Below are 26,434 nucleotides of genomic sequence, written 5' to 3' on the forward strand. Positions count from 1 at the left end.
GACAATAAACGATAGTGGATAACGGCCGGCTTGACCGGGCCAATTGGAGAAATGTTGAGTATAAAGCATTCGTAACAAGGGATTAATTTTTGGAGTCGGGGCAGGGGGATGGCGCTTTATACTAATCTGGATATTTCATAAAACCACAGACGACCCCCGGGACAGATATTTGCTCCTCGGCAACTGCTCATGCGTTGCTCTACCTCCTGCATAATCCCCATGGATGGGGTGAATGCAGAGAAATGACGGGATCATTTCCTGTCCATGCAGTCGTCGGCAACTGCTCCTGCGTTGCTCTACCTCCTGCATCCATGCAGTCGTGCTCACGTCCCTTACCTACATCCCTGCAACGCCGAAGAGGGACGGCAAGACAAGTCAGTTGCGGGCGTTATAAAATTCACGTTCCTTAGGTTGACTTATTTGAATTCTAAGTCGCATTTGATGTTTGAGCATTCTGGCGCTTAAAATCTTCTTGTCGGTTCGCTATTTTTTGAATAGCGGAAATGTAAGAATCAAACCTCTCCAGATCATTATCGTTGTTAAATGATATATGCTCACCGTCAATGACCCAAGCCCCTTTTCTTTCGGATAATAAGTCTATTATGTTCTCGAATTCATCGATGATTTTATCTTCCAATGGCAATAATGTATCTAGATCCTTCTTTGCCATTTCCATGCCTTGATTAAAGTTCGATAACATTTTGCTCTTTGTACGTTCGCTAATATTCAAAGCAGCTATTTTTTCATCGAGGTTTCCATAAAGAATATCTGTTTGTTCTTTAAATCTTTTGACATTCTCTCTGGCTTTCCGGATTTTAACTCTACTTTCAGCAAATGTTTTATCTGCTTTTAAGCGATTCATATCCAATAAGCTATCCCATCCAATGGCTTTCGCCTCGAGCAAATAGTCATTCCTCTGTGACACGAATTGATTCAAGAATTCCTTAACGAATCTTTCCATTTCGCCAAACTCGCCATGTGCTTTGGGTATTGTATTTATTGGTTTTTCTATAACTTTAGGCACATTTTGTGAGTCAATCGAGGCGTTAACAAATTCCAAATATTGATTTTGTATTTCTGAATGCGCCCGCATTGCTTCAGAACTATGTTTTAAAAAACCGAAAAAACAACTTAATTCCAGGCAAACAAATATGGCTATGAATGAAAAGCCTTTTATTACGGCTCCTCGCTTTCTGATGATGAGCGCATAGAAAATACCCCATATAATCAATCCATTCACAATGCCATAACTAACCAAGTATCCTAAATTCTCCGGAGATACAATGTTATCCAGGTATTCAAAACTAGCCGTTGGAGTCTTTGCATAGATAAACCCATAGCCAATTATTCCTGCACAAACAAGAGCAAGACAAACAAGAGCGAATGCTATTTTCCAGATAGCATATATTTTTTTCCAGATACTATTATCCGGTTGCTGCAAGGTTTCTATTTTTTCCATAGGATTCTCCTTATTATTGCAAACCTAACGAATGTGATATGTAAACGGCCGCGCAAAAGCGCAACTCCTTCACGGCTTTGTTGATAGAATTAACCGGCTTGTTCAACACCAGCCCATAAACAGGAATTGCCCCCCCCTTATAGACGATGCCCAATGTGAGAATGTTGAGGTTCTTGTCGCCCCACTTGTGCCCCCGGGTATTTCCAGTCCACTCGATCCGGCATTAATCTGCTTTTAGTCGCACTAACGCCAATAGCATTCTAACAAAACAATTCAGTCGGCACTTGCTCCAGCCTAAATGTCCTTTTAGAATCACGCTTCACCTCGTGTTTGGTCGCAGGAGAGTGAAATCGATTAGCGATGGATTTTCAAGTCTTTCCTTGTAGATCAATAAGTTAACTTTTTTGTCGTGTACAGAGAGGAAATTTAAAGAAAAACAAATATGAAAAACTATAAGAGTCTGTCGCATACGCGCTGAATTATTTTAACCCAATTTAATTCTTTGCATTATATGATGCAAAACTGAATTTATAGAGAGCAAGGATGTTGAAAACTATATTGAAACCGATTCCCCTTAACCAGCCGTTCAGGCTGACTGTTGTCCCCGTTGCGCCTGGCAATGTCATCTTACCCTGGTCGCTCAACCCCACGGGCGATGCGAAAATGACAGTAATATTCGATCACTTTTTTATCCCAACAATAAATGAACTCATGAGCAGGAACGTAATGGTCACATGCCATTCTCACGAGGCTCTGAGCGTTAGGCGGGAGGCTCGATGACCAACGAACAGTTTGAAGCCCTGGTCAGCAGGCTTGAGCACCAGGCGCAGAGCAACCCGGGACGTTACCGGTTCAAGGTGTTTTTACTGGCAATGCTTGGCAACGCCTATCTTGGCGTGATGCTGTTATTGATCGTTGTGCTGTTTGGGATGTTGCTCGCATCAGTCATGGTGCTCAAGCTTCTCGCCGTGAAGCTGATCATCATCGTCGGCTTCTTTCTGTGGATGATTCTCAAGGCCCTGTGGGTTAGGATCGATCCGCCGGAGGGGACCGAAATCAAGGCCGGACAGGCGCCTGGGCTGTTCGCCATGATTGGCCGATTGCGCTGCCAGTTGGGCGCGCCGCGCTTTCACCATGTTCTGATCACGGATGATTTCAATGCCGGTGTGGTGCAATCGCCTCGCCTGGGCATCTTCGGCTGGCATCGCAATTACCTGCTGATCGGCCTGCCGCTGATGAAGTCGTTGACCGAGGAGCAGTTCAAGGCGGTGCTCGCGCATGAATTCGGCCATCTGGCCAAGGGGCACGGGCGGATGTCCAACTGGATCTACCGTCAGCGTTTGCGCTGGAGCCGTCTTCTGGCCGTTCTGGATGCCTGCGAGAGTCAGGGCGGCTTTCTCTTCAAGCCCTTTCTGAACTGGTTCGCCCCCTACTTCAATGCCTATTCTTTTCCAATGGCCAGGGCCAATGAATACGAGGCCGATGCCACCTCCGCCAGACTCACCTCGCCGCAGGTGGCTGCCGAAGCCCTTACCAGCGTCAATGTCGTCGGCAGCTATCTGGCTGAGCAATATTGGCCGCAAATCCATAAACAGGCCGATGAACAGCCGATCCCTAACTTCGCTCCTTACTTTGGCATGGGGCAGGGGGTAGCCACGGAACTGGACGAAATATCGACCCAAGAATGGCTGGATCAGGCGATGGCCTTGCAAACAGATTCGGCTGATACCCATCCTGCACTGAGTGACCGTCTGAAGGCGATTAACGAGTCGCCGCGCCTGGCCCTTCCAGGCATAGGGCAGTCCGCCGACCGGCTTCTCGGCTTCGCGTTGAAAGCCATTACCGAAAGTTTTGATCGGCGTTGGAAGGATAATATCCTGCCTTCCTGGCAGAACCGTTATCTGCAGGTTCAGAACGACCGCCGCCAGCTGGCCGAGTTGAACAGGTTATTCGAGAGCGATGCGGAACTGACGGTGCAGGAGGCATATGATCGCGCAAGACTCACCGAAACCACCGGCAATGACTTCGATGATGCACTGGCCCAGTTCCGGGCCCTGCACGAACGCGCCCCGGATGATCCGCTGGTCTGCCTCAGCCTGGGCGCTCGCCTGCTGGGTCGAAATGATGCCGGCGGCTGTAGGTTGATCGAACAGGCTATGCGCCTCGATGAGAACACCATCCTGGAAGGCTGCGAACTGCTGCGCGATTACCACTGGCACAACGGCGGAAAAGAAGAGGCCCAAACCTGGCACCAGCGGCTGCTCGAGCGTTCGCAATTACAGGAGGCAGCCCATAAAGAGCGCAACCAATTATTGCTGACCGACCGCTTCGAGCACCATGGGCTTTCTGATGCCGAAGCCGCTGAACTGCGCGCCGCACTGGCAGCCATACCCGGCTTGCGCAAGGTTTACTTCGTAAGAAAGCGCGTCAAGTACCTCACGCATCTGCCCTGCTATGTGTTGGGTTATCGCGTCACCCGTTTCTTTCAGTTGCATAGCCAGCGGCGTTCGGCAGAGGTCTTGCAGCGGATTCAGGAATCGGTGCCTTTTCCGGGCGAGACAATACTCATCAGCGTGGAGGGCGAAAACTACCGGTTCGGCAGGAAGTTCCGATGGATGCGAAGGTCAAGGATTCTGTGACTCCGACACAAGAGTTCAGCCGGCTTGCGGACATGCCGCTCATTGGATTTAGCCTGAAACTGGCTGTAAACAACCGATGATTTAGCCGTCTGATGCATTCTGTCGGTCCGGCTGCAGAGGACGCGGAGAAAATAATGCAAGTTGTTGAAAACTCCTGCCGGACGGGGCATATTGTCCCGTTTAAAACGTTTGATACTGTTTAAGCGCAGCCGCCTGGCTCAGATATCGCTGGAACGTTAGGGGCGGGGTTGCAAACGCTTTCCCGCTTCAGTACTGTGGCTGACGATTACTTCCTGCCAATGCCGGAGACGCATTGCAGCTCCCAGTACCTAATTGATGCATGGGCACGGTTGAACCAAGTGGTTAAACATTAATAATAAGGAAAACATGTTATGAACGAATTCACAGAAACAGCCGAACGCCCGATCGCAATAACAATCATCTGTGTGCTTGGCTTCATAGGGACACTGTTAGCCGTGCCTATGATTTTCTCACCGGTAGCGCAGCAAATCGGCTCCTGGTATCCAATCTACATAGGTCTTACCTCTCTTATAGGGCTAGTGTGCATGATCGGCTTGTGGATGATGAAAAAATGGGCTGTTTATACCTATACAGGTTTAGTGGCGCTCAATCAGGTTGTTTTGCTTGCCATGGGACTATGGAGCACCATGGCACTGCTTATGCCCGCAGTCGTTATATTCTTTGCGCTAAAGCATGTTTCCAAAATGTCATGATCAAATGGCAGAAGCCGGAGTGGTGAGCCCGGCGCTTCCTTGCCCAGATTATCGGATTCTAGCAAATCTCCAGCTCCGGCTATTCCCCAGGGCCGCACTTTCCCTTCAGCCCCTTGTCTTAACAGTAATTAATGATACCGGAGGCGAACAATGAAACGCATAGTGAGGTATTCGAACCCGGCTTACTGAATGCGGTCGCTACAGGAAAACATGCACCATGCATATTGATGAAAAAGTAGCCTTTCTCCGGCAACCGGACAGCTATCCGGACAAGCCGGCGCGCGTCGAGGTCGTCAAAACCCATATGTCCTGGGTTTTTCTGACAGAAAGGCTGGTTTACAAGCTGAAGAAACCCGTTAAGTATGACTACCTGGACTTCAGCACCCTGGAAGCCCGGCACAAGAACTGCGAACGCGAGATACGTCTCAACCGGCGGTTAGCCGGGCACGTTTATCTCGGCACCGTGCCACTCACGCTGGAAGCCGATGGCAGCCTGAGGCTGGACGGCGAAGGCCAGGTGGTGGATTGGCTTGTTCAGATGCGCCGCCTGCCTGAAGAGCGCATGCTTGACGTTGCGATTCGTTCGGGAACGGTCGATGCCGAGGATGTGCGGAAGGTGAGCCAGGTGCTGGCCCGTTTCTATCGGGATTCGCCAGCCTTAACGATAAGCCCGGCCGAGTATCGACGCCGGTTCGAGGCGGATATCCAGAGCAACCTGACCGAGTTGAGTGACGCCGGGTACGCTTTGTCCGGCGCGCAGGTGGCGCAGCTTGCGGCGGCGCAAAGACGGTTTCTGACGGAACAGGGCCGTCTTCTTGAACAGCGGGCGAGTGACGGGCGCATCATCGATGCGCATGGCGACCTCAGGCCGCAGCATATCTGCTTGCTGCCCGCGCCGGTGATCATCGATTGCCTGGAATTCAACCGGCAGTTCCGTATCCTCGACCCCGTGGACGAATTGGCCTATCTGGCCCTGGAATGCGAGCGTCTCGGTGTTCCGGGCATCGGCGACCAGGTGCTGGCGTACTACACGACAGCGACAGGCGATGCTTGTCCCGCTGAACTGATAGGATTTTACAAGGCTTTCCGCGCCTGTTTGCGCGCCAAGATCGCGGTATGGCACACCGTGGACCACGACATTCGGGATCATCGGCGTTGGCACGATCTCGCCGGCTCCTACCTGGCTCTGGCAGAGCAGTATGTACGTTGTTGGTGACGTGCTTTTTGCGTCTGACTCGTTACAGGAGTTCCACGAGGGAACCGCTGTTATGGATATGCCAGATGGCATCCGCCAATAGCGGCGACACATCCAGCACCGTCAGCCGGCTGCGCGCCAGTTCCGGGTCGAGCCGGAACGGCGGCAGCGTATTGGTGACCACCAGACTGTCCAGGGCAGGATCGGCCGCGACCTGATCGGCCTTGCCCACGAAAAGGCCGTGGCTGGCGGCGGCATGAACGCTTTGTGCGCCCCGGTCGCGGCAGGCGTGCGCGGTCCGTGCGATCGTGCCGCCGGTGCTGATCATGTCGTCGATGATAATGGCGGTCTTGCCGTTGACATCGCCTACCAGCGCTTCGCCGCTGACGATGCCGGCGCTGCGCTGTTTCTCCATGAAAGCGCTGCCGGCCGGCCGGCTCAAGCGCTGGCTCAGCGCATCGCGAAACAGTTCCGCCCGCTTGACGCCACCGACGTCGGGCGAGACCACGACCAGCTCGGCATCAGTCATCCGGGCCGCGAAATGCTCGACGAACAGCTTTTTGGCTTCCAGATGGTCCGTGTGGCAGCGGAAAGCGTTCTGGAAAGCGGCCAGGTTATGCACGTCGAGGGTCAGCACCCGATCGGTTCCCACGGCCTCCAGCAGTTGCGCCATATAGCGGGTGGTTACCGGATCGCGGGTCTTGGTTTTCCGGTCCTTGCGCGCATAGCCGAGGTAGGGCAGGACGGCGGTCACCGTCCGCGCCGAGGCATCCTTCAGGGCGCCGATGAAAAACAGCAGACGGCACAGCTTGTCGTTGACGCTTTTACCAGGCTCGCTGTACAGCGACTGGATCACGAACACATCGCAGCCGCGCACGCTTTCCAGCGGGCGCGTCTTGTGCTCGCCGTCTTCAAAATCCCGTTCCTCGTGCGGAGTCAGCGGTATGCCGAGCGCGGCGCCGATGCTTGCCCCGAGCGCCTGGGTCTCGCTCAGCGCAAACAGTCGCATCGCGTCGAGATTCATAGGCCGGCCAGATAATGCAGGAACCAGTCGCGCGTGAGCCGCGCGACCTGTTCCAGTTTGCCCGCTTCCTCGAACAGATGCGTGGCGCCGGGAACGATCTCCAGGCGATGTTCAACCGTCAGTTGCCCGGCCGCCTGTTGATTAAGATCGATGACCACAGTGTCTTCACCGCCCACGATCAACAACGCAGGCGCCTTAACCTGTGCCAGATGGCGCGCAGCCAGATCCGGCCGGCCGCCGCGCGAAACCATGGCGGCCACCTTGTCGGCGCGCTCAGCGGCGGCGCCCAGTGCCGCGGCCGCGCCGGTGCTGGCCCCGAACAGCCCGATGGGAAACCCGGCTGTCGTCGCATTCCGGCCGGCCCAGTCGATCACGCCAATCAGCCGCTCGGTCAGCAGGTCGATATCGAAGCGAAACTCGCGCGTGCGCAGATCGATGTCCTCCTCTGCGGGGGTCAAGAGGTCGAAAAGCAGCGTGGCAAGCTCGGCCTCGTTCAAGAATTCTGCCACGAAGCGATTGCGCTGGCTGAACCGGCTGCTGCCGCTGCCATGGGCGAAGATCACCAGGCCCTTCGCGTGTTCGGGAACAGTCAGGTAGCCGTCAAGGGAGATGTCTGCAAATGCCATGTTGATATCGACGGAGAGTGAGGAAGCGGGATGAGTCATGGTTGCTCCATTGGGTTGAGATCGGATTCCATCGCCCAGGCGCGCGCGAGGAACGCTTTGACATCCTCATCGCTGGTCTGGGAAAAATCCTCGTACCAGCGGCCGACGGCCAAAAATGGCTCGGGCGTGGCCAGGCAGACCACCTCATCGGCTTCCTCTTTCAGAATCTCCACCGTATCAGGCGGGGCCACGGGAATGGCGACCACGATAGAGGCTGGCTTGCGTTGCTTCAGGGCGGCGACGGCGGCGCGCATGCTGGCCCCGGTGGCCAAGCCATCATCGACCAGAATCAGGCAGCGATCTTCTATGGCGGGAGCGGGATGATCGCCCCGATAGGCCCGTTCGCGCCGCTCCAGTTCCTGCTGCTCTTTTCTGGCGACGGCTTCGATGAGCTCTTGACTGATATTAAACGCCGCCACCAAATCGGAATTGAGCACGCACACGCCGCCGCTGGCGATGGCGCCCATGGCCAGTTCCTCGTTTCCGGGCGTTCCCAGTTTGCGCACCAGCATGATATCCAGCGGCGCGTTGATTGCCTGGGCGACCTCGAAGCCTACCGGAACGCCGCCGCGGGGCAGGGCGAGAATTGTCACGTCCGGTCGTTTGGCATACTTATGCAGCGCCTGCCCCAGCAGGCGCCCGGCTTGGATTCGGTCTTCAAATCGCAGTTTCAAGGCGGTGTCCTGATGTCTACGTAGCGTAAGATTATTCTTATGACCGCCGCACCTCATGGATCTATCCCGATACCCGCGAAACTTATCGGCGCGTCTTTGACCTAATGTTTAACGCTTTTACTGGAGTGACGGGCAATGACGCATCAACCAACCCCTATCGCCGGCGATGAATGATCAGCGGCCAAAGCCGAGAACGCGAAGGGAGTTCCTGAGACTGGCCGGATTCACGGCGCTTGCTTTGGGCGCGAGTGAAACGCGTTCGGCGACGGACAGAAAAGCAATGAGATTCGATCAAGGCCTTGAATCATCCGGGACGGGTTCCCGCACCAACCCAACGATCACGCTATTTCTGTGCGGAGACGTGATGACCGGCCGGGGCATCGACCAGGTGCTGCCTCATCCCTCCGTCCCGAGGATTCATGAGTTTTACATGAATTCCGCCCGGGGCTATGTGCAGATCGCCGAGGAAGCCAACGGCCCGATTCCGAAACCGGTCGGTTTCGACTATATCTGGGGGGATGCGCTTGAAGCGCTCCGGCGTGTCGCCCCGGATGCCCGCATCATCAACCTTGAAACGGCGGTGACGACCAGTTCTGACTTCTGGCCGGGGAAGGGCATTCATTACCGGATGCACCCGGAAAACATGCCCTGCATTACGGCAGCGGATATCGACTGTTGCGTGCTGGCCAACAATCATGTCCTGGACTGGGGACATGCCGGCTTGAAGGAGACGTTGACCACGCTGGCCGACGCCAGTCTCAAGGTGGCGGGAGCGGGCCGGAACCAGCAGGAAGCCCAGGCGCCGGCGATTATCGACCTGGCAGGGAAAGGCCGCGTGCTGGTGTTCGGCTTCGGCGATGACAGCAGCGGCATTCCCTGGGAGTGGGGCGCCCGCGGCGACAGTCCGGGCGTGAATCTGCTGCCGGATTTATCCGAGCACACGGTGAGCCGTATCGCCGAGCGGATCTCGGGTCTCAAGCGGAAAGGCGATTGTGTGGTGGCCTCGATACACTGGGGCGGCAACTGGGGCTACAAGATATTGAATACGCACCGGGAATTCGCGCATCGGCTGATAGATCTGGCCCATGTGGACGTGGTGCACGGCCATTCATCGCATCATCCCAAGGGCATCGAGGTCTATCAGGGCAAACCGATCATCTACGGCTGCGGCGACTTTCTGAACGATTATGAGGGTATCTCGGGCTATGAGGAATTCCGGGGCGATCTCTCTTTGATGTACTTTGTCACTCTGGATCCGGCGACAGGCGAGTTGGCCGACTTGATGATGTTGCCCATGCAAATCAAACGCTTCCGGTTGAATCACGCATCGCCCAAAGATGCGCTATGGCTGCAGCAGGAAGTGGACAGGGAAAGCCGGCTGCTGGGCGCGAGGGTCGAGCTGGTCGATAGCGACCGCCGTCTGGCCTTGTCGATCAGGCACTGAGCATGCAGCGGTTGACAGTTAAGCGCTGCAAACTTTAAAGTAATTTTGAAACAGCGGGTTGATTGACGCGTCTAAATGGCGCAAAAAGCTGAACGCTTAAAACAACCTGTTATCAATTCCATAACTTAATTAATAAGTGAAATCAATATGTCATCAGCATGGGCAGGCGGAACCGACGCCATCATTGAGCGCATGGATCAAATGACCACGCTCTTTATCGAAGAAACGCGAAAGTCGATCTATACCGGCGAGTCGGCTGTCGAATGTGAAGAATGCGGTGAGCCGATACCGGAAAGCCGCCGCAAGGCTATTGCCTGCAAGTATTGTCTGGCCTGCCAGACGGCACTGGAAAAAAATTCCAGATAAGGCCGGGCGCACGGCCGGCAGGACCGGCCGGTCAATGGAATGGGCTTGATTGCCGCAAAGCGAATGTTAAGCCTGGTCCATTTCAATCACTGCCTTCATCCAGCAGATCAAGAATCTCGGCATCAACTTGAACATCAAATTTCCTGGCAAATAAGTGGCCTGAATCCTTTAAACGTTGGTAATCATGTTTGGTAAGAATTTCCGGATGCGCGCCTTTTTTCGACCAATCCGTAAAGCGCAGTTCGTCATTCACGACGGTATTTCCCATGCTGGAATTCATCATTACCGTTTGAAAAAACATTTCATCGGCATTTGTTGTCCGAGTATAGAAGTTCACTATCCGTTGTCCCAGATCCGTTTTTACGAACTGGTCGATATAAGTGATGCCGCTGCGGGCAAGAATGATCGCCGCGGAACCGCCGTAAAATCGGTAACCGCCGGGCAATTTGCGCGGTTTGAAGGAAAAAAAGGGCATGATCGGCTTTAAAAGTCTTGGCGGGGAATCGCGCCCGGCAAAGGGGGGATAGACCAGGGTTTTACTGCCCAGTTGGAAATGATAAAGCTCCACGCGGTTCAGCCCGCCGCGTCCCGGCCAATGTTCATACGGCAAGGTGAAATGATCCAGAAACTGTTTGCCCTGATGGTTTTCGAAGAAAGCATGAATGCGGTCATTGCTCTGTAGCGGGTAGTCCTGCCCGCTCATATAAATTAAAAAATCGCACTTTAAGTCATGCGCTTCAATATAGTGAATAGCGTTAAGCGACACCTGGGTCAGCCCCCATGCGCCCCAATATACGGTTTCTCTTTTTATGAAGTAACAGTTGGGATAATCCCTGAGAGCCTGCTGTGCGCCTGTCAGGTAATCCTCGTCGGTTTTCTTGTCGATATGAATTAAAAATTGAACATTCGGCGCATTCAAACGATTGACAAGGCGAATCATTTGCTCAAGGTTTTTGTAAGCAATAACCAGATAGACAATGTTAACCATTTTCGCCCCTATCTTGATGAGAATCCGCCCGGCCTGCGCTCTTTCAGCGGTGCAGGCCGGGGTGATGACGCCGGTCTTCCGGCTACATCTGCGACTGCAAATAGTTCTCCAGACCGATTCTGTCGATCAGGTTCAGTTGCTGCTCCAGCCAATGAGCGTGGTCGTCCTCGGTATCCTGCAGCATGCCTTCCAGCATCTCGCGCGTGACATAGTCGTTGACCGATTCGCAATAGGCGATGACGTCCTTCAGGGCGCTGATCACGCTCATTTCCACGTCGAGATCGTTTTTCAGCATGGCCGGCACCGTGCCGCCGACGGTCAGAGGATTGCGGACCGACAGATTCGGTACGCCCTCAAGGAACAGAATGCGCTTGATCAGGGAGTCGGCATGGCCCGTTTCGTCCTGCATTTCATGATTGATGCGCTCGTACAGTTTGGTGAAGCCCCAGTTTTCGTACATGCGCGAATGGATAAAATACTGATCCATGGCGGTCAATTCGCCGGCCAGTAACTGATTCAACTGGTCGATGACCTGATTGTTGCTTTTCATAAAATCACCTTGTGCTTAATGCTTGTTGTTTATTGTTGTCAGGCGGGACATGCGTGTGGCATCAGCGGCAGATTAAAACCTAAACCGAGTCCTGTCAAAGCGCAGCGGCTCCTTTCTATTCCTGCAAATGCGCATAAGCCGGCAGCGTCTGTATCCGCTTGTCTTCCAGCGGCGTGCCGACGGTAAAATGGTACAGGCTCTGGAACCGGTCGTCCTTGATGCCGAAAATTTCATGCACGCTGTCGTCAAAATAGCAGCCGATGCCGGTGCCGCGCACGCCTGCCGCTTCGGCTTCCAGATACAGCGCCTGGCCGATCAGCCCGCACTCCCAGAACAGGCGCCGGTAGGTCCAGGGCTGATCGGCGAGGTTGAATTCGGCGACCATGGCCAGGCTGAAGGCGCTGTTGCTGGCTATCGCCTGGTGGCAGGACAGCGATTTGGCGATCTGCCGGCAATCGCCCATATAGAGATGATACAACGGCAGGATGTCCGATACCGGTTGCCAGTCAAAGTCCGCAAGCGTGGCCGCCTGTAGCGGTTCGATGGCGTCAGGCGCGCGGGGCAGGGCATACAGCCCGGGCGCCAGGCCTTCAACGTGGTGGACGAAGATAAACAGATGGACTTTCGCCGGCCATCGCCACAGGTCGAAAGGCGGCTTGCGGCCCGGCAGGACCGCGCTCAGCAGCCGGAAAAAATCGGCCCGCGGCAGGGTGGTCTTACCATCGAAATGCTGGGCGCTGCGGCGCTGGCGAATGATGGCCGTTGCCGTTTGCCGGCAGGATGTGTTGACGACCGGCTGTGGCTCGGCCTGCCAGCGCGGTTCCCCGGTGCGCGGCTTGGCCGCCGCGGCGGCTACTTCGTCTATGACCGGCCATTTGTACATGTGATAGGCGTTCAGACTGCGCGCCCGGCCTGACCAGGCAGCCGATTGTTGGATTTCCGACAAAGTATCGATTCCAAACGAGCAGGCGTCGGCAGTCGTGCGTATGCGGCAGATCACGTCGGGCAATTCCCGCTCATTCGGTTTGAAATCCTCAAGCCGGTCAAGCCCCAGCAGCGCGGCTATGTCGTCATCGGCGTATTCGGCCAGCAATTCGACCGACCAGCCCAAGGCGGCCGCGGCATAGCGCAAGGCGCCCAGCGCATGGCCGATATCATGCTGGCAGTAGCGGTAAGCCCGCTCGCCGTATTTCCAGGCTTCGCGCCAGTGCAGCGAACTGAGGCCGATCAGGATGCCGGCATTGTCCAGGTCAGCGGTAAACAGGGCGCGCCGCTCCAGATGGTGATCATGGCTGACGTAATGGTAAACGCCCGGCTGGATCAGCGAGCTGTCGGTATTGATCAGATAGGCCTCGGTCGGATGCAGGTTGCCGCTGGACGGATTGCAGCGCAGGGCCCAGCGGTCCGGGCCGTACTGTTTCCAGGCCGACAGGCCGAAGGACAGCTCCAGCAGCAACCCCAGCGTCTTCAGGGTCAATGGCTGGGGTTCGATGGCCTGGGGACTATCCAGTTCGGTAAACAGGACGGGCAGTTCGGCGCCCGGCTCGGGCAGCGGCACCGATTCGCAGCCGGCAAAGCGCCGGTACGGATCGGGCTGGTCGTCCCAGTCCAGCGTTTCCGGGCCTTTTGCATAGCGCTCCAGCTGGTGTTTGGTGCGATGGTGGTAGTTGATAACGGTCTGTGTTTGCTCGTTCATATTTAATGATATTGTTAAATGCTGCTCCATGGGTCGGCTGGGTTGGAGCCTTAGCGAAAAGCCGGCATAAAAAACTACGAAAGTTCAAACCCGCCCGGCATCGTCTCATGCCGGCTCTCCACGGTCAGATCCTCGGCCCAGCATCCGATCGGGCTGCCCAGGGTCATGTTCTTGTCTTCAAAGCGTACCAGAAAAACGCTGCGTTCCGGTTGCTCCTCCACGTGGCCAATCATGGTGATGACGCCGCGCGCGCCGGCTTCGGCCAGCACTTCGCCTTCCAGGCCATTCGGTATGGAGCCGTCATCGGTGATCGCGTGAGCGGCAAAAACAACATCGCCTATATCCAGATCTTCTATTCTCATGATTTATCTCCTCAAAGCTTCCGGTTGTTTTGTAGTAAAGCCTACAAAGTGTACGTGATTGTTAGTTTAGAACCTGTTCCCGCCCCGCCTTACATCCTAAGCATGCTTTATTTATTCTTTATTAAACAACGCATTAAATAATTAAAAAAGCTGATGGCATACAGGTTGCTATAAGTGTTTACAAGAACGATGCCAAACCCATTCAGGAGACTTACATGATTACATTAACTGAAAACGCTATTAACGCTGTTGGGCGTTTTATCGCCGGCTCCGACAAGCCAACCGCCGGCTTACGGATTGAAGTAACCGATGGCGGCTGTTCCGGTCTGCAATACGGTTTGAAACTCGAAGACAATCAGAACGAAGAAGATACCGTTATCGATTGCGGAAGCGTCAAGGTCTTTGTCGGGCCTGACAGCATGCCAATGCTGGACGGCATGTCTGTCGATTTTATCGACAGCCTGGAAGGATCAGGGTTCAAGTTCAGCAACCCTAACGCCGTTAAAAGTTGTGCCTGCGGCACGTCGTTTAATACGTGCTCTTAACAGCCCTAATTTATTATTTTCTGGAGGATTAAACGATGTGGGATTACTCAGAAAAAGTCCAAGAACATTTTTTCAACCCTAAAAATGCCGGGGCTGTTGCTGATGCGAATGCGATCGGCGAGGTCGGCTCAATCAGTTGCGGCGATGCGTTGAGACTGACGCTGCGCGTTAACGAGGAAACCGAGACTATCGAGGATGCCGGTTTCCAGACTTTCGGCTGCGGCTCCGCGATCGCCTCGTCCTCGGTGCTGACCGAAATCATCAAGGGCCTGACGCTGGACGAGGCGCTGAAAGTGACCAACCAGGATATCGCCAACGAGCTGGACGGCCTGCCGCCGGAAAAAATGCACTGTTCGGTCATGGGACGCGAAGCCCTGCAGGCCGCCGTGGCGAACTATCGCGGCGAGGAATGGAAGGACGATCATGAAGAAGGCGCGCTGATCTGCAAATGCTTTGCGATCGATGCCGTCATGATCGAGGAAATGGTCGTGGCCAATAACCTGCGCACGGTCGAGGATGTCACCAACTTCACCAAAGCGGGCGGCGGCTGCGCGGCCTGCCATGAAGACATCGAGGGCATCCTGACGAAAGTGCTGGCCGAGCGGGGCGAGAAATTCGACCCGAACGCCGCGCCGATTGAGGTGGCCGCGTCGGCCAAGGAAAAAATGCCGATGACCAACTTGCAACGCATCAAGAAAATTGAAGAGGTGCTGGATAAGTTAAGGCCGCAACTGATGGCTGACGGCGGCAATGTGGAACTGGTCGAAGTCATCGGTAACACCGCCTATGTCAACATGACCGGTGCCTGCAGCGGCTGCCAGATGGCCGCGATGACGATCGGCGGCATTCAGCAACGGCTGATGGAAGAACTGGGCGAATTCATCAAGGTCGTCCCCGCGTCACAAATGCCCAAAGCCGCTGCGGCAGGAGCGTAAGCCATGAACGCCATCTATCTCGATAACAATGCCACCACGCGGGTTGATCCGCTGGTGGTTGAAGCGATGTTGCCGTACTTCACCGAACAGTTCGGCAACCCGTCATCCATCCACCGCTTCGCCGACGGCGTCGCCAAGGGCATCAAGCAGGCGCGCCACCAGGTTCAGGAGTTGATAGGCTGCGAACACGATTCGGAGATCATCTTCACTTCCTGCGGCACCGAATCCGACTCGACGGCTATTTTGTCCGCCATCAAGGCGCAGCCTGACAGAAAGGAAATCATTACCACGACGGTCGAGCATCCGGCCATATTGAGCCTGTGCGAGTATCTGGAAAAAGAAGGCTACACCATCCACCGGATGCCCGTGGACAAGATCGGGCGCCTGGATCTGGACGCTTACAAGAGCCTGTTGTCCGATCGTGTCGCCATCGTCTCGGTCATGTGGGCCAACAACGAAACCGGCACGCTGTTCCCGGTCGTGGAAATGGCCGAGATGGCCCATGCCGCCGGCGTCATGTTCCACACTGACGCGGTCCAGGCGGTCGGCAAGATTCCGATGATGCTGAAGGACACCAAGATCGACATGCTGTCGTTGTCCGGCCACAAGCTGCACGCGCCCAAAGGCATCGGCGTGCTGTACCTGCGGCGCGGCACGCGATTCCGTCCGTTGCTGCGCGGCGGCCATCAGGAGCGCGGACGGCGCGCCGGCACCGAAAATTCGGCGGCCATCGTCGGCCTCGGCAAAGCCTGCGAACTGGCGCTGGCGAATATCGAACACGAGAACACCGTAGTCAAAGCCATGCGCGACCGGCTGGAACGCAGCATTGTCGAGCTGATCCCGAACTGCTTTATCACCGGCGACGTCGAAAACCGCCTGCCCAACACCACCGATATCGCGTTTGAATATATCGAGGGCGAAGCCATTCTGATGCTGCTGAACAAAGCCGGCATCGCCGCCTCCAGCGGCTCGGCCTGCACCTCGGGATCGCTGGAGCCGTCGCATGTGATGCGGGCCATGGATATCCCTTATACGGCCGCGCACGGCACCATTCGCTTCTCGTTCTCGCGCTACAACACGATGGAGGAAGTCGACGAGGTGCTGAAAGTGATGCCCGACATCGCCGCCAACCTGCGTAAGCTGTCGCCTTACTGGGACGGCAACGGACCGGTCGCCAATCCTGAGCAGGCGTTCCAGCCGACGTATGCATGATAGAAAATGTAGGGTACGCACCGCGTACCTTGATTAAAACTCAACAAATGGTACGCGGTGCGTACCCTACGTGAATTATGAACACTCAACCTCGCACCATCATCATTGACGACACCACGCTCAGGGACGGCGAGCAATCGGCCGGCGTCGCCTTTTCGCTGGAGGAAAAGCTGGCGATTGCCAGCCAGCTGGCGGCGTTGGGTGTGCCGGAACTGGAAATCGGTATTCCGGCCATGGGCGAGTTTGAGCGCGAGGAGATCAAAGCCATCGCGGCCCTGGGGTTGCCCTCGAAACTGCTGGTCTGGTCCAGAATGCGGCGCGAGGATTTGCGGGCCTGCCTGAATCTTAATGTCGATAAAGTCGATTTGTCGATTTCAGCGTCGGACCAGCATATCAAACACAAGCTGAAACAAAGCCGGTCATGGGTGCTCAAGACCATTGCCGCCTGTGTCCGCGAAGCGCGCGACCTGGGCCTGGAGGTCTGTGTCGGCATGGAAGACGCCTCGCGCGCCGATACCGGGTTTCTGATAAAAATGGCCGAAGCCGCCCAAAAAGCGGGAGCAAGCCGCATCCGCTTCGCCGATACGGTCGGCATCATGGAACCGTTCGGCGTGTTTGCAACGATCAAGACCCTGCGTGCCGCAACCGATCTGGAAATCGAAATGCACGCGCACGACGATCTGGGGCTGGCCACGGCCAATACCCTGGCCGCGGCCATGGCCGGTGCCACCCATCTGAACACCACGGTCAACGGACTGGGCGAGCGGGCCGGCAATGCCGCGCTGGAAGAAGTCGTGGTCGGTCTGAAGCAGCTATACGGCCTCGAAACCGGGATCGATCTGTCCCGGTTCACCGTTGTATCCGAGCTGGTCGCCAGCGCTTCCGGCGATGCCATCGGCAGTCGCAAGAGCCTGATCGGCAAGGCCGTATTCAGTCATGAAGCGGGCATCCATGTCGACGGCCTGCTGAAAGACCCGAACAATTATCAGGGCGTCGATCCGGCTATCGTCGGACGCAGCCACCAACTGGTCCTGGGCAAGCACTCGGGCACGCGCGGCGTCATGCATGCCTATCGACAATTGGGCATTCAACTGACGCGCCTGCAGGCGCAGCAACTGCTGACCGAGGTCCGCCTGTTCGTCAGCCGGACGAAAACCTCGCCGACCGCTGCCGACCTGAACCAGTTTCATCAAAATCTCTCCGGAGGCTATTGCTATGAATGATCAATACAAACAACCCGTAGCGGACCAAACCGTTGAAGTGCCCCGGCAACCGCTGCCGGCGGCATCCCACCGGCAGGAGCAGGGCGATGATCGCTATCCCGGTTCCTTTTTCAGGATACCCGCGCCGCCGGTGCCCGGCAAAACGAGCTGGAGCCTAAGCTGATGGTTTCCACGGCCCTTGATAAGCGCGACAACAGCGGGACCGCGCCGCTAAGTCTGATGGCGCAATGGCATGAAGATATTCACTGCGTGTTCGCCCGCGATCCGGCCGCGCACAGTGTCTGGGAAATCCTGCTGACTTATCCGGGCGTGCATGCGACGCTGTTTCATCGGGTGAATCATCGATTATGGCAAGCCGGCTGGAAATTGCCGGCGCGCATCCTCGCGTCGGTCGCCAGAATGCTGACCAACGTCGATATCCACCCCGGCGCGACCATCGGCCGGCGCCTGTTCATCGACCATGGCCTGGGCGTTGTGATCGGCGAAACCACGATCGTCGGCAATGATGTCACGCTCTACCACGGCGTGACCCTGGGCGGCACCACCTGGAACAAGGAAAAACGTCATCCGACGCTGGGTAACAACGTGTTGGTCGGCTCCGGCGCCAAGGTGCTGGGCGCCATCTCCCTGGGCGACAACGTGCGCGTCGGGGCGAACTCCGTGGTGGTCAAGGATGTGCCGCCCTGCTGCACGGTCGTGGGCATCCCCGGCCGCGTCATACAAAGCAAGGGCACCAAGATACAGAACCGGCATGGCATCGATCTGGACCATCATCTGGTTCCCGATCCGGTCGGCAAGGCTATCAGCTGCCTGATGGACCGCATCGACGAGCTGGAAGCCAGACAGACCGAAACCAGCAAGGTCCTGCACGAGCATCACTGCGAGGAGTGCGAAGCGGAGAGCCTATGCGCCAACGAGCAGGAAATAGTCATGAAACGCGCGGTGGGGGAATAAATGGATCTGCTCGATTTTGAAGCGAAGGATTTGTATTTCGACCGGCCGGATGCGCCCGAGGTCGAGGGGCTGATCAGAAAAGCGGCCGAAGATTACAGCAGCGATGCCGAGCTGCCCCTGCTGAGGGCCTATTTCCTGGCGCCGGAGTCGTTGAACGTGCTGGTGGCGCTGAACCGTTTTTATTACTACCAGCACCGGCTGGAAGATGCCTTAAGCGCGACCGATAAGGCGTTGGAAGTGCTCAGGCCCATGATCGGCTTTCCCGAGGACTGGCAAGCGCTGCAACAGCGCCATATCGACGAGGTGTCGCCCGATTTGCTGACGCGGGTCCGGATGTATTTGTTTACTTTGAAAGCCATCGGCTTTTTAAACATGCGCCTGCATAAACTGGATTTAAGCCAGTCGATTTTCGAAAAGCTGGTCGAACTGGATCGCATGGACCGCATCGGCGCAAAGGGGTTGCTGGAATTGCTGCATCAGTGCAGGGCCGAGACTGTAGGGGCGAATTCACTTGTGCCCCAGAGGGTATTCGCCCTGGGCGATTGAAATCGCCCCTGCGCTTCGTAGTAATTCGTAGGGTACGCATAGCGTACCAGACTGTGAAAGTATTCAGCATTTTTCTCTTCAATGTCTATATGCTGTTATATACAAATATCAAATGCACAATATATTGTGGTTAAAATTTCAAAAAACGAATACTTTCACAGTCTCGTACCTGTTCGGAGTTGCGATGAGCCGCCAAGCTTTAAAAAGGTACGCGATGCGTACCCTACAAGCTGATTTCATCAGTGGACCAGGAAGCCATTTTTAACCAAATTCTTTTTAGGAGGCCGTCATGTCGAACGAAAAACCTTATTCCATGCTGATGACCGTCACGATGACCGTCCTGTTTGTGCTGCTGGCGCTGTACCTGCTGTTTCAGGATGTCTCACTGGTCGGCCCTATTTAAAAATATCTGGAGAAAAGCGATGAGTTTTGAAGAAGAAATGGAAGAGTTGGAATCTGCCGAAGACTTTATGCAGTATTTCCAACTGGAATACGATCAACGCGTCGTGCACGTAAACCGCCTGCACATCCTGCAGCGTTTCCACGACTATCTGCAAAAAACCGCGGACAGCATGCCGGACGGCGAAGAGGCCAAACGCGCCGTATACAGCAGGCTGTTGATGCGCGCCTATCAGGACTTCGTCGAATCCGATGCCCAGACCGAGAAAGTATTCAAGGTCTTCTCCATGGGCGAGCCGCAAACCGCGTTTGTTTCCTTGAGCGATATTAAGACATGAACCCTGAACGCTTTGACGAAGGCCGGTTTGAATTCGGCGAAGCGGTGCGCGTCACGCGCAACATCCGCAACGACGGCACTTATCCGGGCCTGGACGTGGGCCATCTGCTGATCCGGCGCGGCAGCGTCGGCAACGTGGTCGAAGTTGGCACCTTTCTGCAGGACCAGGTTATTTTCACGGTGCATTTTCTCGACCATGGCCGCATGGTCGGCTGCCGGATGGAAGAACTGATCAGCGCCGATGAGCCCTGGAATCCGAGCCGATTCGAATTCAGGGACAAGGTGGTCTGCACGGTGGACATCGGCATGCAGGGCAAGGTCCTGTACCCGAAAGGCACGCCGGGGGAAATCTTCAAAGTCATCAGAGACAGCGAGGATATCCAGTACCACGTCAGTTTCACCGGCCGGATGCTGCAAGTGCCTGAATCGGCCCTGGCGCCCGCCCATCCCGAATCTTTTAGCGAGCCGGAGGTTTGACCATGAAAACCGTTGAAAAACCGGTCCGGACAGAACCCTACACCTTATTGAGAGCTTCGCTCGCGATGTATCAGAAAGCACCGGACAAGCTGGAGCCGGCCGAGCTGAAGCGGGCGCAAGCGCAGGCCAGGAATGAGTACAAGCTGGAAAGCCGGGTGCTGGGCGCGCCGGAAGCCTCGGGCGTGATCATTCCCGAGCGTGAATTGCAGATGGCCTACAAGGAAATTCGCGATCGTTACGAAGAGGAGAGCGAGTTCCTGAGCGATCTGGCGAAAAACCGGCTGACCGAAGAAACGCTGCGCCAGGCGCTGTACCGGCAGTGCAAGGTGAACGCGGTGCTGGAGTCGGTTGCCGCGCGTGCGCCCGAGGTCAACGAAGTCGAAATCGGCATTTATTATCATTTGCATGCCGAGAAATTCAACCGTCCCGAATTGCGCGACGCTTGCCATATCTTCATCAGCATCAACCCGGATTATCCCGAAAACACGCGCGAGAATGCCGAGGCCAGAATTCAGGAAATTTGCGCAAAACTGCACAAGAAACCGCATAAGTTCGCCGAACTGGCCTTGAAGCATTCCGAATGCCCGACGTCTCTGAATGGGGGCTCGCTGGGCAAAGTGCCGCGCGGCAAGCTGTATCCCGAACTGGATGCCGTGCTGTTCAATTTAAAGGCCGGCGAAATCAGCGAGGTCGTGGAGTCGGAAATCGGCTTTCACGTCCTGCTGTGCAAACAGATACACAGAGCGGAAACCATCTCATTAAAAAATGCGACGCCGAAAATACGCCAGTTAATGAAAGAACGCTACAGGCGCAACTGCCAGCGCGCCTGGCTGGCCAATTTACCGGTCGCTGAACCCGAGGGAAATAGCTATGGCGGATAAAGAAACTAAACACTGTTCTTTTTGTGGTATCGAACAATCGGCTTCGGTGCCGCTGATCGCCGGTGCCGAAGGTTGTATTTGCGAGGCCTGCGTCCTGTTGTCCAGCCAGGTCGTCTCGAGCTGGAGCCGGAGAAAGGAGTTGTCCGAAATGCAGGGGCCGCTGCCGATTCCGGCCAAGATCAAGGAGTATCTGGATCAATACATCATCGGTCAGCATCTGGCCAAGGAGATATTGTCGGTCGCGGTTTACAACCACTACAAAAGGCTTAAGCACGAAAGCGGCGACGCGGGGCTGGGCGAGTACGACAAGGACGTGGAAATCGGCAAATCCAATATCCTGCTGATCGGACCGTCCGGCACCGGCAAAACCCTGCTGGCCAGCACCCTGGCCAAGATCGTCGGTGTGCCGTTCGTGGTGGCCGATGCCACCACGCTGACGCAGGCCGGCTATGTCGGCGACGACGTGGAGAATATCCTGGTCCGGCTGCTGGACGTGGCCAACGGCAATATCGGCAATGCCGAATGGGGCATCGTTTACCTCGATGAAATCGACAAAATCGCCCGTAGCCCGGAGCAGCAGACCGGCACGCGCGACGTCTCCGGCGAGGGCGTGCAGCAGGCATTGCTGAGGCTGGTCGAGGGCTCGCAAGTGAAAGTGCCGTCCAAGGGCCGCGGCAAGGACGGCGCCGACATCATCATCGATACGCGCAATATCCTGTTTATCGCCGGCGGCTCGTTCCCGGGTCTGGAAAAGCACGTCGAGAAACGCCTGGTGCCGACCGATACGGCCATCGGCTTTCATGCCGCCGTGACCAATCCGGACACCAAGCCGGCGCTTGAAGAGATGCTGAACGCCACGCAGCCCAGCGATTTGCGCAAATTCGGCCTGATTCCCGAATTTATCGGCCGCTTTCCGGTGCTGGCGCCGCTGGAACCGCTGGATGTGGACGCCTTGATACAGGTTTTGACCCAACCTAAAAACGCGCTGGTGCGCCAGTATCAGCAACTGTTCGCCTACGAGGGCGTGGATCTGGCCTTCCAGCAGGATGCGCTGGTGGAAATCGCCAACAAGGCCATCGAGCGGGAAACCGGCGCACGCGGCCTGCGCAGCATATTGGAACAGATTCTCAGAAAAACCATGTTTGAGATTCCGTCGCGCGAGAATGTCGAGCAGTGCATCATCGATGCCGCCGTCGTCAAGGGCGAGGGCGACATCAAGCTGATCGAAAAAGACGTGATTGAAACAGACGAGGTCAAAATCAGGCAACAGGCATCGTAATAACCGCTGTGGGAGCGATGCCCTCATCGCGACTAAAGACCTCCGCCAGTCGCGATGAGGGCATCGCTCCCACGGGGGGCATAAAATCGACATCGGATGCTGTTTTGAATCCAATCCAACAGGAATACAGGAACACTATGAAAACCGAAGACAAAATCCGCCAGCAACTGGCATCCAATCCGATCATTATTTACATGAAAGGCATACCGGCCGAGCCGCAGTGCGGGTTTTCCGCCAAGGCCGTAGGCTATCTCAACGATACCGGCGTGTCCTATGCCTATGTCAATGTGCTGCAGGCGCCTTTCATCCGCGAAAAACTGCCGAGCATTTCCCATTGGCCGACTTATCCTCAACTGTTCGTCAACGGTGAACTGGTCGGCGGCTGCGACATTATCGAGGGAATGGCCAATGATGGCAGCTTGCAGACCTTGCTGCAGCAGGTGTCAGTCAAGAGCGAACAGCCGGTCGACGATGCCTTGAGCGCCGCCGAGGTTGAAAAGCTGGTGCGCCAGGGCATCGCCGATGCGCAGGTGTTCGTCGAAGGCACCGGCTGTGATCTGTCGCTCATCGTCGTCAGCGGGCAATTCGCGGATCTGACGCCGGTAAAAGAACAGCAAATGGTTTTGGAGACGCTGAAAGAGCCGCTGGCCTCGGGCAAACTGCACGCGGTCAGCGTCAAGGCCTATACGCCCGATGAATGGCAGGCAGGGCAGCCGAGCAAGGATTCGGGCCTGCTGCAGATACAAGGTTAAGGTTGGCTACAGGCGCTCATGTAGGGGCGGACCTGCGTGTCCGCCCTGTATCCGGTGCACGACAGGTTATCGGGAAACCATTGGCCGAGGGGAAACCGTTGAGCAAGGGCGAACACATAGGTTCGCCCCTACAATTGAATGCCTGCCTTTCCAACACCCGTTAATGGGAACGTACCATGATTGAAGAATTAGCCGTCGTCGTAAAGACGGAAAACCACCAGGTCTGGGTCGAAAGCCGGCAGAGCAGCGGATGCGCGGCGTGCAAGCAAAGTACCTCGTGTTCGACCTCGGCGATCAGTGGCGTGGTCGGCAAAAAAGCCGTTGCCGTCGACAGCCGGATCAGTCTGCGCGTGGGCGATGAAGTTCTCGTCGCCGTCGATGAAGGCCTGGTGCTGAAGGCCTCGTTACTGTTATACCTGCTGCCGCTGTTGGCGATGTTCGCCGGCGCCGGCATTGCGGACTGGCTGCTGGCCGATACCAGCCCCCATGCCGATCTGTGGATGGCCGGCAGCGCCTTGCTCGGCCTGTTGCTGACGATGTGGCTGATCAACAGGCTGCAGAAGCTGTTTTCAATGATCTATTGCGCAAGGCCTGTCGTGCTGAAAAAAGTTTAACCATGGTCAATGTCTGGGCTATCGATAAGGATATCACGCTGAAGCTGTTGCTTCTGGAGCTGGTGCGCCTATACGGCGAAAACACCCTGGCATTGAAAACCCGGGAGCAAAATCGTCAGGCGATCGAGCTATGCCTGCCCCATGATCCCGCCGTTTCGGCTTATGTCTATACGTTCGCGCAGAACCGCGGATGCTACGGCATCGATCTTAGATACCCCATCTCCGAGCACAATATCATCGGCGAAAATGAAAACCTGTCGCTGGATCAGGTATTGGAGATTATCACCACCCACTTATTTTCTTGACATCGAGCTCATGAACCAGGAACCGTCACTCATACGCCGCCATTTTGTCAGCTACAGCGGCATCAAACTGCCGTTAAAGCTGGTCAACGAACTGACCGAAGACGGCTTGCATAACCGCAACACCTTTTATCGCGGCTATTTCGATGACCAGGACCGCCTGCTGATATGCCAGAAGATCGTCTACGGCGAAGTCGAATCCGAGCACCGCTACCGGTATGATGACAGCGGTGCATTGCGACACGCGCTGATCATTGAAGATGACGAGGAGCGCGAGCTTGAGTTTTAATTAACGGTAGGGGCATTTATGCCCTGGCGGGTAGGCTGGGTTGGAGCCTTGCGGAAACCCAGCTTAAAGGGCTTCGAAATGCTGGGTTTATCAACCCAACCTGCCAGGCTGTGCTTAAACCATTGGCGGCCTCGGCATAACCATCAGCCATTCAGCTGCTTGAGCATTTCGGCCAGCTCGTTTTGGCCGGCGTTGTCCAGAGGCAGCAGGGGATGGCGCGGAATGCCCGCCTCAAAACCGCATATCTGCAAGCCGGCCTTGATCGTGGTGGGCAGGCCGCCTTTAAGGATGAACTGCAGCACAGGCAGCTGTTTGTAGAAGACCTCGCGCGCCTGTATCAGGTCACCGGCAACGCTAGCCTCGTAGAGCCGCAGCGTCCATTCGGGAATCAGGTTGGGCGCCGCGGTGCACCAGCCGGTTGCGCCGGCGGCAAATGCTTCCAGCGCCAAGGGGTTGCTGCCGTTATAGAACGGAATTTCCCCGTCGGAGAGGTGATAAAGCTTGTGCATGCGCTGAATATCTCCGGAGCTTTCCTTCACCATGGTGACGTTATCGAGTTCCTTGACCATGCGCACGATCAGTTCCGGCGCCATATCAATACCGCTGGTGGCAGGGTTGTTGTAAACCATGACCGGGATACTGATGGCCTCGCAGATGGTCTGGTAATGCTGAAAGATTTCCCGCTCGCTGAGTTTCCAGTAGGAAATAGGCAAGACCATGACCGCGTCGGCGCCCGCCTTCTCGGCGAATTTTGCCCGGCGCACGGCATTCATCGTCGTCAGGTCCGATATCCCGACCACAACCGGCACGCGGTTGGCGACCTGCGCCACCGAGGCTTCCGCCACTTCGTCCCATTCATTATCGTTCAGATAAGCGCTCTCGCCGGTGCTGCCCAGCGGCGCGATCGCATGGGAGCCGTCTTGAATGAGGCGGTCAATCAAGCGCCCCAGGGTTTCAAGATCGACGCCGCCGTCTTCCGCGCGAAACGGTGTAATCGGGTAAGAGATAATGCCTTTGAAAAGAGTGTTTGACATGATAAACGCCTTTCTGGTGAGTGAAATACAGGCCTGAATAAAAGCGCATGGCTTGTTAAAGTCGTCAATCCAGGCAATCGGGATGATTCCGCAATGCGCGGCGGGCGTAGTAGGCAAAGGACGCCTGGTTGCGTTTCGGGGTCGATATCCAGTCATGGGCTTCGCGGCCGAAGGCTTCCGGTATGGGCCTGATTTCCCCGGCGGCCATGGCGATCATCTGCATTTTCGCGGCCCGCTCGAGCAGCACGGCAAGCACGCAGGCTTCTTCAATGGTGCTGCCCGCCACCAGCTGGCCGTGATGGGACAACAAAACCGCCCGCTTGTCGCCTAGCGCTTTTGAGATAATCTCGCCTTCCTCATTGCCAACCGGTATGCCCGGCCAGTCTTTCAAAAAGGCGCAGTCGTCATACAGCGGGCACATATCCATATGCGACACCACTAACGGCGTCTCCAGCATGGACAGGGCGGCAATATACAGCGGATGGGTGTGAATGATGCAGTTGACGTCGGGGCGCGCACGGTACACCCAGGTATGGAAACGGTTGGCGGGATTAGGCATGCCCTCGCCCTCGAGGACATTCAGGTCCTCATCCACAAGCACCAAATTGGATGGGCTGATTTCATCGAAGCCGAAACCGAATTGCTGCGTGTAATAGGTGCCGGGTTTTTCAGCCCGTGCGGTGATTTGTCCCGCCAAACCGGAATCATGTCCGGCGTCGAACAGAATCCGGCACGTGAGCGCCAGTTTCTCGGTCATGCTCCACGGACTTTCGGCCAGTTCACGCTGCATTTGCTCATGCGCCTTGGCGACAAGTTCGGCTTTCGAGGTGGATAATGTTTCGGCCATATCGTGTAACCC

30 protein-coding genes are annotated in these 26,434 nt (G+C 55.9%); 20 read left to right on the top strand and 10 right to left on the bottom strand.

What is annotated here, in order from left to right; all coding sequences use genetic code 11:
• Nucleotides 1-427: 427 nt before the first annotated feature.
• A complete protein-coding gene (locus tag METMA_RS0114525) occupies nucleotides 428-1,459 on the bottom strand; it encodes a DUF3053 family protein (RefSeq protein WP_020159824.1) in 1,032 nt (343 codons plus the stop codon).
• Nucleotides 1,460-2,235: 776 nt separating this feature from the next.
• Between METMA_RS0114525 and METMA_RS0114535 the strand changes: the two genes are divergently transcribed.
• The 3 genes from METMA_RS0114535 to METMA_RS0114545 all read left to right on the top strand — a co-directional run bounded on the left by METMA_RS0114535 (nucleotide 2,236) and on the right by METMA_RS0114545 (nucleotide 6,048).
• A complete protein-coding gene (locus tag METMA_RS0114535) occupies nucleotides 2,236-4,098 on the top strand; it encodes a M48 family metallopeptidase (RefSeq protein WP_020159826.1) in 1,863 nt (620 codons plus the stop codon).
• A gap of 392 nt (nucleotides 4,099-4,490) precedes the next feature.
• A complete protein-coding gene (locus METMA_RS0114540) occupies nucleotides 4,491-4,832 on the top strand; it encodes a hypothetical protein (RefSeq protein ID WP_020159827.1) in 342 nt (113 codons plus the stop codon).
• Between the two features lie 217 nt (nucleotides 4,833-5,049).
• Nucleotides 5,050-6,048 (top strand): hypothetical protein, encoded by a 999-nt coding sequence (locus METMA_RS0114545; RefSeq protein ID WP_020159828.1) that lies wholly within the window; start codon nucleotides 5,050-5,052, stop codon nucleotides 6,046-6,048.
• Between the two features lie 22 nt (nucleotides 6,049-6,070).
• Here METMA_RS0114545 and METMA_RS0114550 read toward each other — a convergent pair whose 3' ends face one another.
• From METMA_RS0114550 to METMA_RS27850, 3 genes are read right to left on the bottom strand one after another with little or no spacing between them, the layout of a single operon-like run.
• Nucleotides 6,071-7,051: a ribose-phosphate diphosphokinase gene (locus METMA_RS0114550; RefSeq protein WP_020159829.1), complete on the bottom strand. Its 981-nt coding sequence runs from the start codon at nucleotides 7,049-7,051 to the stop codon at nucleotides 6,071-6,073.
• The gene (locus tag METMA_RS27845; protein WP_020159830.1) at nucleotides 7,048-7,716 is read right to left on the bottom strand and encodes a dienelactone hydrolase family protein; all 669 of its coding nucleotides are present in this window, start codon (nucleotides 7,714-7,716) and stop codon (nucleotides 7,048-7,050) included. The genes METMA_RS0114550 and METMA_RS27845 overlap by 4 nt, the downstream gene beginning before the upstream one ends.
• The gene (locus tag METMA_RS27850; RefSeq protein ID WP_020159831.1) at nucleotides 7,713-8,390 is read right to left on the bottom strand and encodes a phosphoribosyltransferase; all 678 of its coding nucleotides are present in this window, start codon (nucleotides 8,388-8,390) and stop codon (nucleotides 7,713-7,715) included. Before METMA_RS27850 ends, METMA_RS27845 begins: the two co-directional genes overlap by 4 nt.
• A 280-nt stretch (nucleotides 8,391-8,670) precedes the next feature.
• On the opposite strand from METMA_RS27850, the gene METMA_RS0114565 reads away from it, so the two are divergent.
• Complete coding sequence (locus METMA_RS0114565; protein WP_156830504.1) at nucleotides 8,671-9,834, top strand: CapA family protein; 1,164 nt, start codon at nucleotides 8,671-8,673, stop codon at nucleotides 9,832-9,834.
• Between the two features lie 147 nt (nucleotides 9,835-9,981).
• Nucleotides 9,982-10,200 carry a TraR/DksA C4-type zinc finger protein gene (locus METMA_RS0114570; RefSeq protein WP_027147357.1) on the top strand — a complete coding sequence of 73 codons (219 nt, stop codon included), beginning with the start codon at nucleotides 9,982-9,984 and terminating at the stop codon, nucleotides 10,198-10,200.
• An 82-nt stretch (nucleotides 10,201-10,282) separates the two neighbouring features.
• Here the strand turns inward: METMA_RS0114570 and METMA_RS0114575 are convergent, their stop codons facing one another.
• From METMA_RS0114575 to METMA_RS0114590, 4 genes are all read right to left on the bottom strand, one after another.
• Nucleotides 10,283-11,188 carry a beta-1,6-N-acetylglucosaminyltransferase gene (locus METMA_RS0114575; RefSeq protein ID WP_020159834.1) on the bottom strand — a complete coding sequence of 302 codons (906 nt, stop codon included), beginning with the start codon at nucleotides 11,186-11,188 and terminating at the stop codon, nucleotides 10,283-10,285.
• An 82-nt stretch (nucleotides 11,189-11,270) separates the two neighbouring features.
• Nucleotides 11,271-11,738 (bottom strand): bacterioferritin, encoded by a 468-nt coding sequence (bfr, locus tag METMA_RS0114580; RefSeq protein WP_020159835.1) that lies wholly within the window; start codon nucleotides 11,736-11,738, stop codon nucleotides 11,271-11,273.
• A 115-nt stretch (nucleotides 11,739-11,853) separates the two neighbouring features.
• Entirely contained in the window at nucleotides 11,854-13,434 is a 1,581-nt protein-coding gene (locus tag METMA_RS0114585; RefSeq protein WP_027147358.1) for a SagB/ThcOx family dehydrogenase, read from the bottom strand.
• Between the two features lie 74 nt (nucleotides 13,435-13,508).
• A complete protein-coding gene (locus METMA_RS0114590; protein ID WP_020159837.1) occupies nucleotides 13,509-13,796 on the bottom strand; it encodes a nitrogen fixation protein NifZ in 288 nt (95 codons plus the stop codon).
• 215 nt (nucleotides 13,797-14,011) lie between these two features.
• Here METMA_RS0114590 and METMA_RS0114595 point away from each other — a divergent pair, with 215 nt between their 5' ends.
• The 15 genes from METMA_RS0114595 (at nucleotide 14,012) to METMA_RS0114670 (ending at nucleotide 24,541) form a co-directional block, all read left to right on the top strand.
• Nucleotides 14,012-14,341, top strand: a complete 330-nt coding sequence (locus METMA_RS0114595; RefSeq protein WP_020159838.1) for a HesB/IscA family protein — start codon at nucleotides 14,012-14,014, stop codon at nucleotides 14,339-14,341.
• Between the two features lie 35 nt (nucleotides 14,342-14,376).
• Nucleotides 14,377-15,276, top strand: a complete 900-nt coding sequence (gene nifU, locus METMA_RS0114600) for a Fe-S cluster assembly protein NifU (protein WP_020159839.1) — start codon at nucleotides 14,377-14,379, stop codon at nucleotides 15,274-15,276.
• A gap of 3 nt (nucleotides 15,277-15,279) precedes the next feature.
• Nucleotides 15,280-16,488: a cysteine desulfurase NifS gene (gene nifS / locus METMA_RS0114605; RefSeq protein ID WP_020159840.1), complete on the top strand. Its 1,209-nt coding sequence runs from the start codon at nucleotides 15,280-15,282 to the stop codon at nucleotides 16,486-16,488.
• A gap of 77 nt (nucleotides 16,489-16,565) precedes the next feature.
• Nucleotides 16,566-17,711, top strand: a complete 1,146-nt coding sequence (gene nifV / locus METMA_RS0114610; protein WP_020159841.1) for a homocitrate synthase — start codon at nucleotides 16,566-16,568, stop codon at nucleotides 17,709-17,711.
• On the top strand, nucleotides 17,704-17,874 hold the full coding sequence (locus tag METMA_RS27535; protein WP_020159842.1) for a hypothetical protein: 171 nt from the start codon (nucleotides 17,704-17,706) through the stop codon (nucleotides 17,872-17,874). Before nifV ends, METMA_RS27535 begins: the two co-directional genes overlap by 8 nt.
• Nucleotides 17,874-18,665: a serine O-acetyltransferase gene (cysE, locus tag METMA_RS0114620; protein ID WP_020159843.1), complete on the top strand. Its 792-nt coding sequence runs from the start codon at nucleotides 17,874-17,876 to the stop codon at nucleotides 18,663-18,665. Before METMA_RS27535 ends, cysE begins: the two co-directional genes overlap by 1 nt.
• A complete protein-coding gene (locus METMA_RS0114625) occupies nucleotides 18,666-19,211 on the top strand; it encodes a hypothetical protein (RefSeq protein WP_020159844.1) in 546 nt (181 codons plus the stop codon).
• A 422-nt stretch (nucleotides 19,212-19,633) separates the two neighbouring features.
• Nucleotides 19,634-19,948 carry a nitrogenase-stabilizing/protective protein NifW gene (nifW, locus tag METMA_RS0114635; protein WP_020159846.1) on the top strand — a complete coding sequence of 105 codons (315 nt, stop codon included), beginning with the start codon at nucleotides 19,634-19,636 and terminating at the stop codon, nucleotides 19,946-19,948.
• Nucleotides 19,945-20,424: a nitrogen fixation protein NifZ gene (locus METMA_RS0114640; RefSeq protein WP_020159847.1), complete on the top strand. Its 480-nt coding sequence runs from the start codon at nucleotides 19,945-19,947 to the stop codon at nucleotides 20,422-20,424. Before nifW ends, METMA_RS0114640 begins: the two co-directional genes overlap by 4 nt.
• Before the next feature lie 2 nt (nucleotides 20,425-20,426).
• A complete protein-coding gene (gene nifM / locus METMA_RS0114645) occupies nucleotides 20,427-21,305 on the top strand; it encodes a nitrogen fixation protein NifM (RefSeq protein WP_020159848.1) in 879 nt (292 codons plus the stop codon).
• Nucleotides 21,295-22,584: an ATP-dependent Clp protease ATP-binding subunit ClpX gene (gene clpX, locus METMA_RS0114650; protein ID WP_020159849.1), complete on the top strand. Its 1,290-nt coding sequence runs from the start codon at nucleotides 21,295-21,297 to the stop codon at nucleotides 22,582-22,584. Before nifM ends, clpX begins: the two co-directional genes overlap by 11 nt.
• A 137-nt stretch (nucleotides 22,585-22,721) precedes the next feature.
• On the top strand, nucleotides 22,722-23,336 hold the full coding sequence (grxD, locus tag METMA_RS0114655) for a Grx4 family monothiol glutaredoxin (RefSeq protein ID WP_020159850.1): 615 nt from the start codon (nucleotides 22,722-22,724) through the stop codon (nucleotides 23,334-23,336).
• A 176-nt stretch (nucleotides 23,337-23,512) separates the two neighbouring features.
• A complete protein-coding gene (locus METMA_RS0114660; protein ID WP_020159851.1) occupies nucleotides 23,513-23,950 on the top strand; it encodes a SoxR reducing system RseC family protein in 438 nt (145 codons plus the stop codon).
• A gap of 2 nt (nucleotides 23,951-23,952) precedes the next feature.
• Complete coding sequence (locus METMA_RS0114665; protein ID WP_020159852.1) at nucleotides 23,953-24,255, top strand: hypothetical protein; 303 nt, start codon at nucleotides 23,953-23,955, stop codon at nucleotides 24,253-24,255.
• Between the two features lie 10 nt (nucleotides 24,256-24,265).
• Entirely contained in the window at nucleotides 24,266-24,541 is a 276-nt protein-coding gene (locus METMA_RS0114670) for a DUF6156 family protein (RefSeq protein ID WP_020159853.1), read from the top strand.
• A 143-nt stretch (nucleotides 24,542-24,684) separates the two neighbouring features.
• Here METMA_RS0114670 and METMA_RS0114675 read toward each other — a convergent pair whose 3' ends face one another.
• On the bottom strand, nucleotides 24,685-25,575 hold the full coding sequence (locus METMA_RS0114675; protein WP_020159854.1) for a dihydrodipicolinate synthase family protein: 891 nt from the start codon (nucleotides 25,573-25,575) through the stop codon (nucleotides 24,685-24,687).
• Nucleotides 25,576-25,639: 64 nt separating this feature from the next.
• Nucleotides 25,640-26,422, bottom strand: a complete 783-nt coding sequence (locus tag METMA_RS0114680; RefSeq protein ID WP_020159855.1) for an aldolase — start codon at nucleotides 26,420-26,422, stop codon at nucleotides 25,640-25,642.
• Nucleotides 26,423-26,434 lie beyond the last annotated feature (12 nt).

The organism is Methylobacter marinus A45, assembly GCF_000383855.1.
Taxonomy (GTDB): Bacteria; Pseudomonadota; Gammaproteobacteria; order Methylococcales; family Methylomonadaceae; genus Methylobacter; species Methylobacter marinus.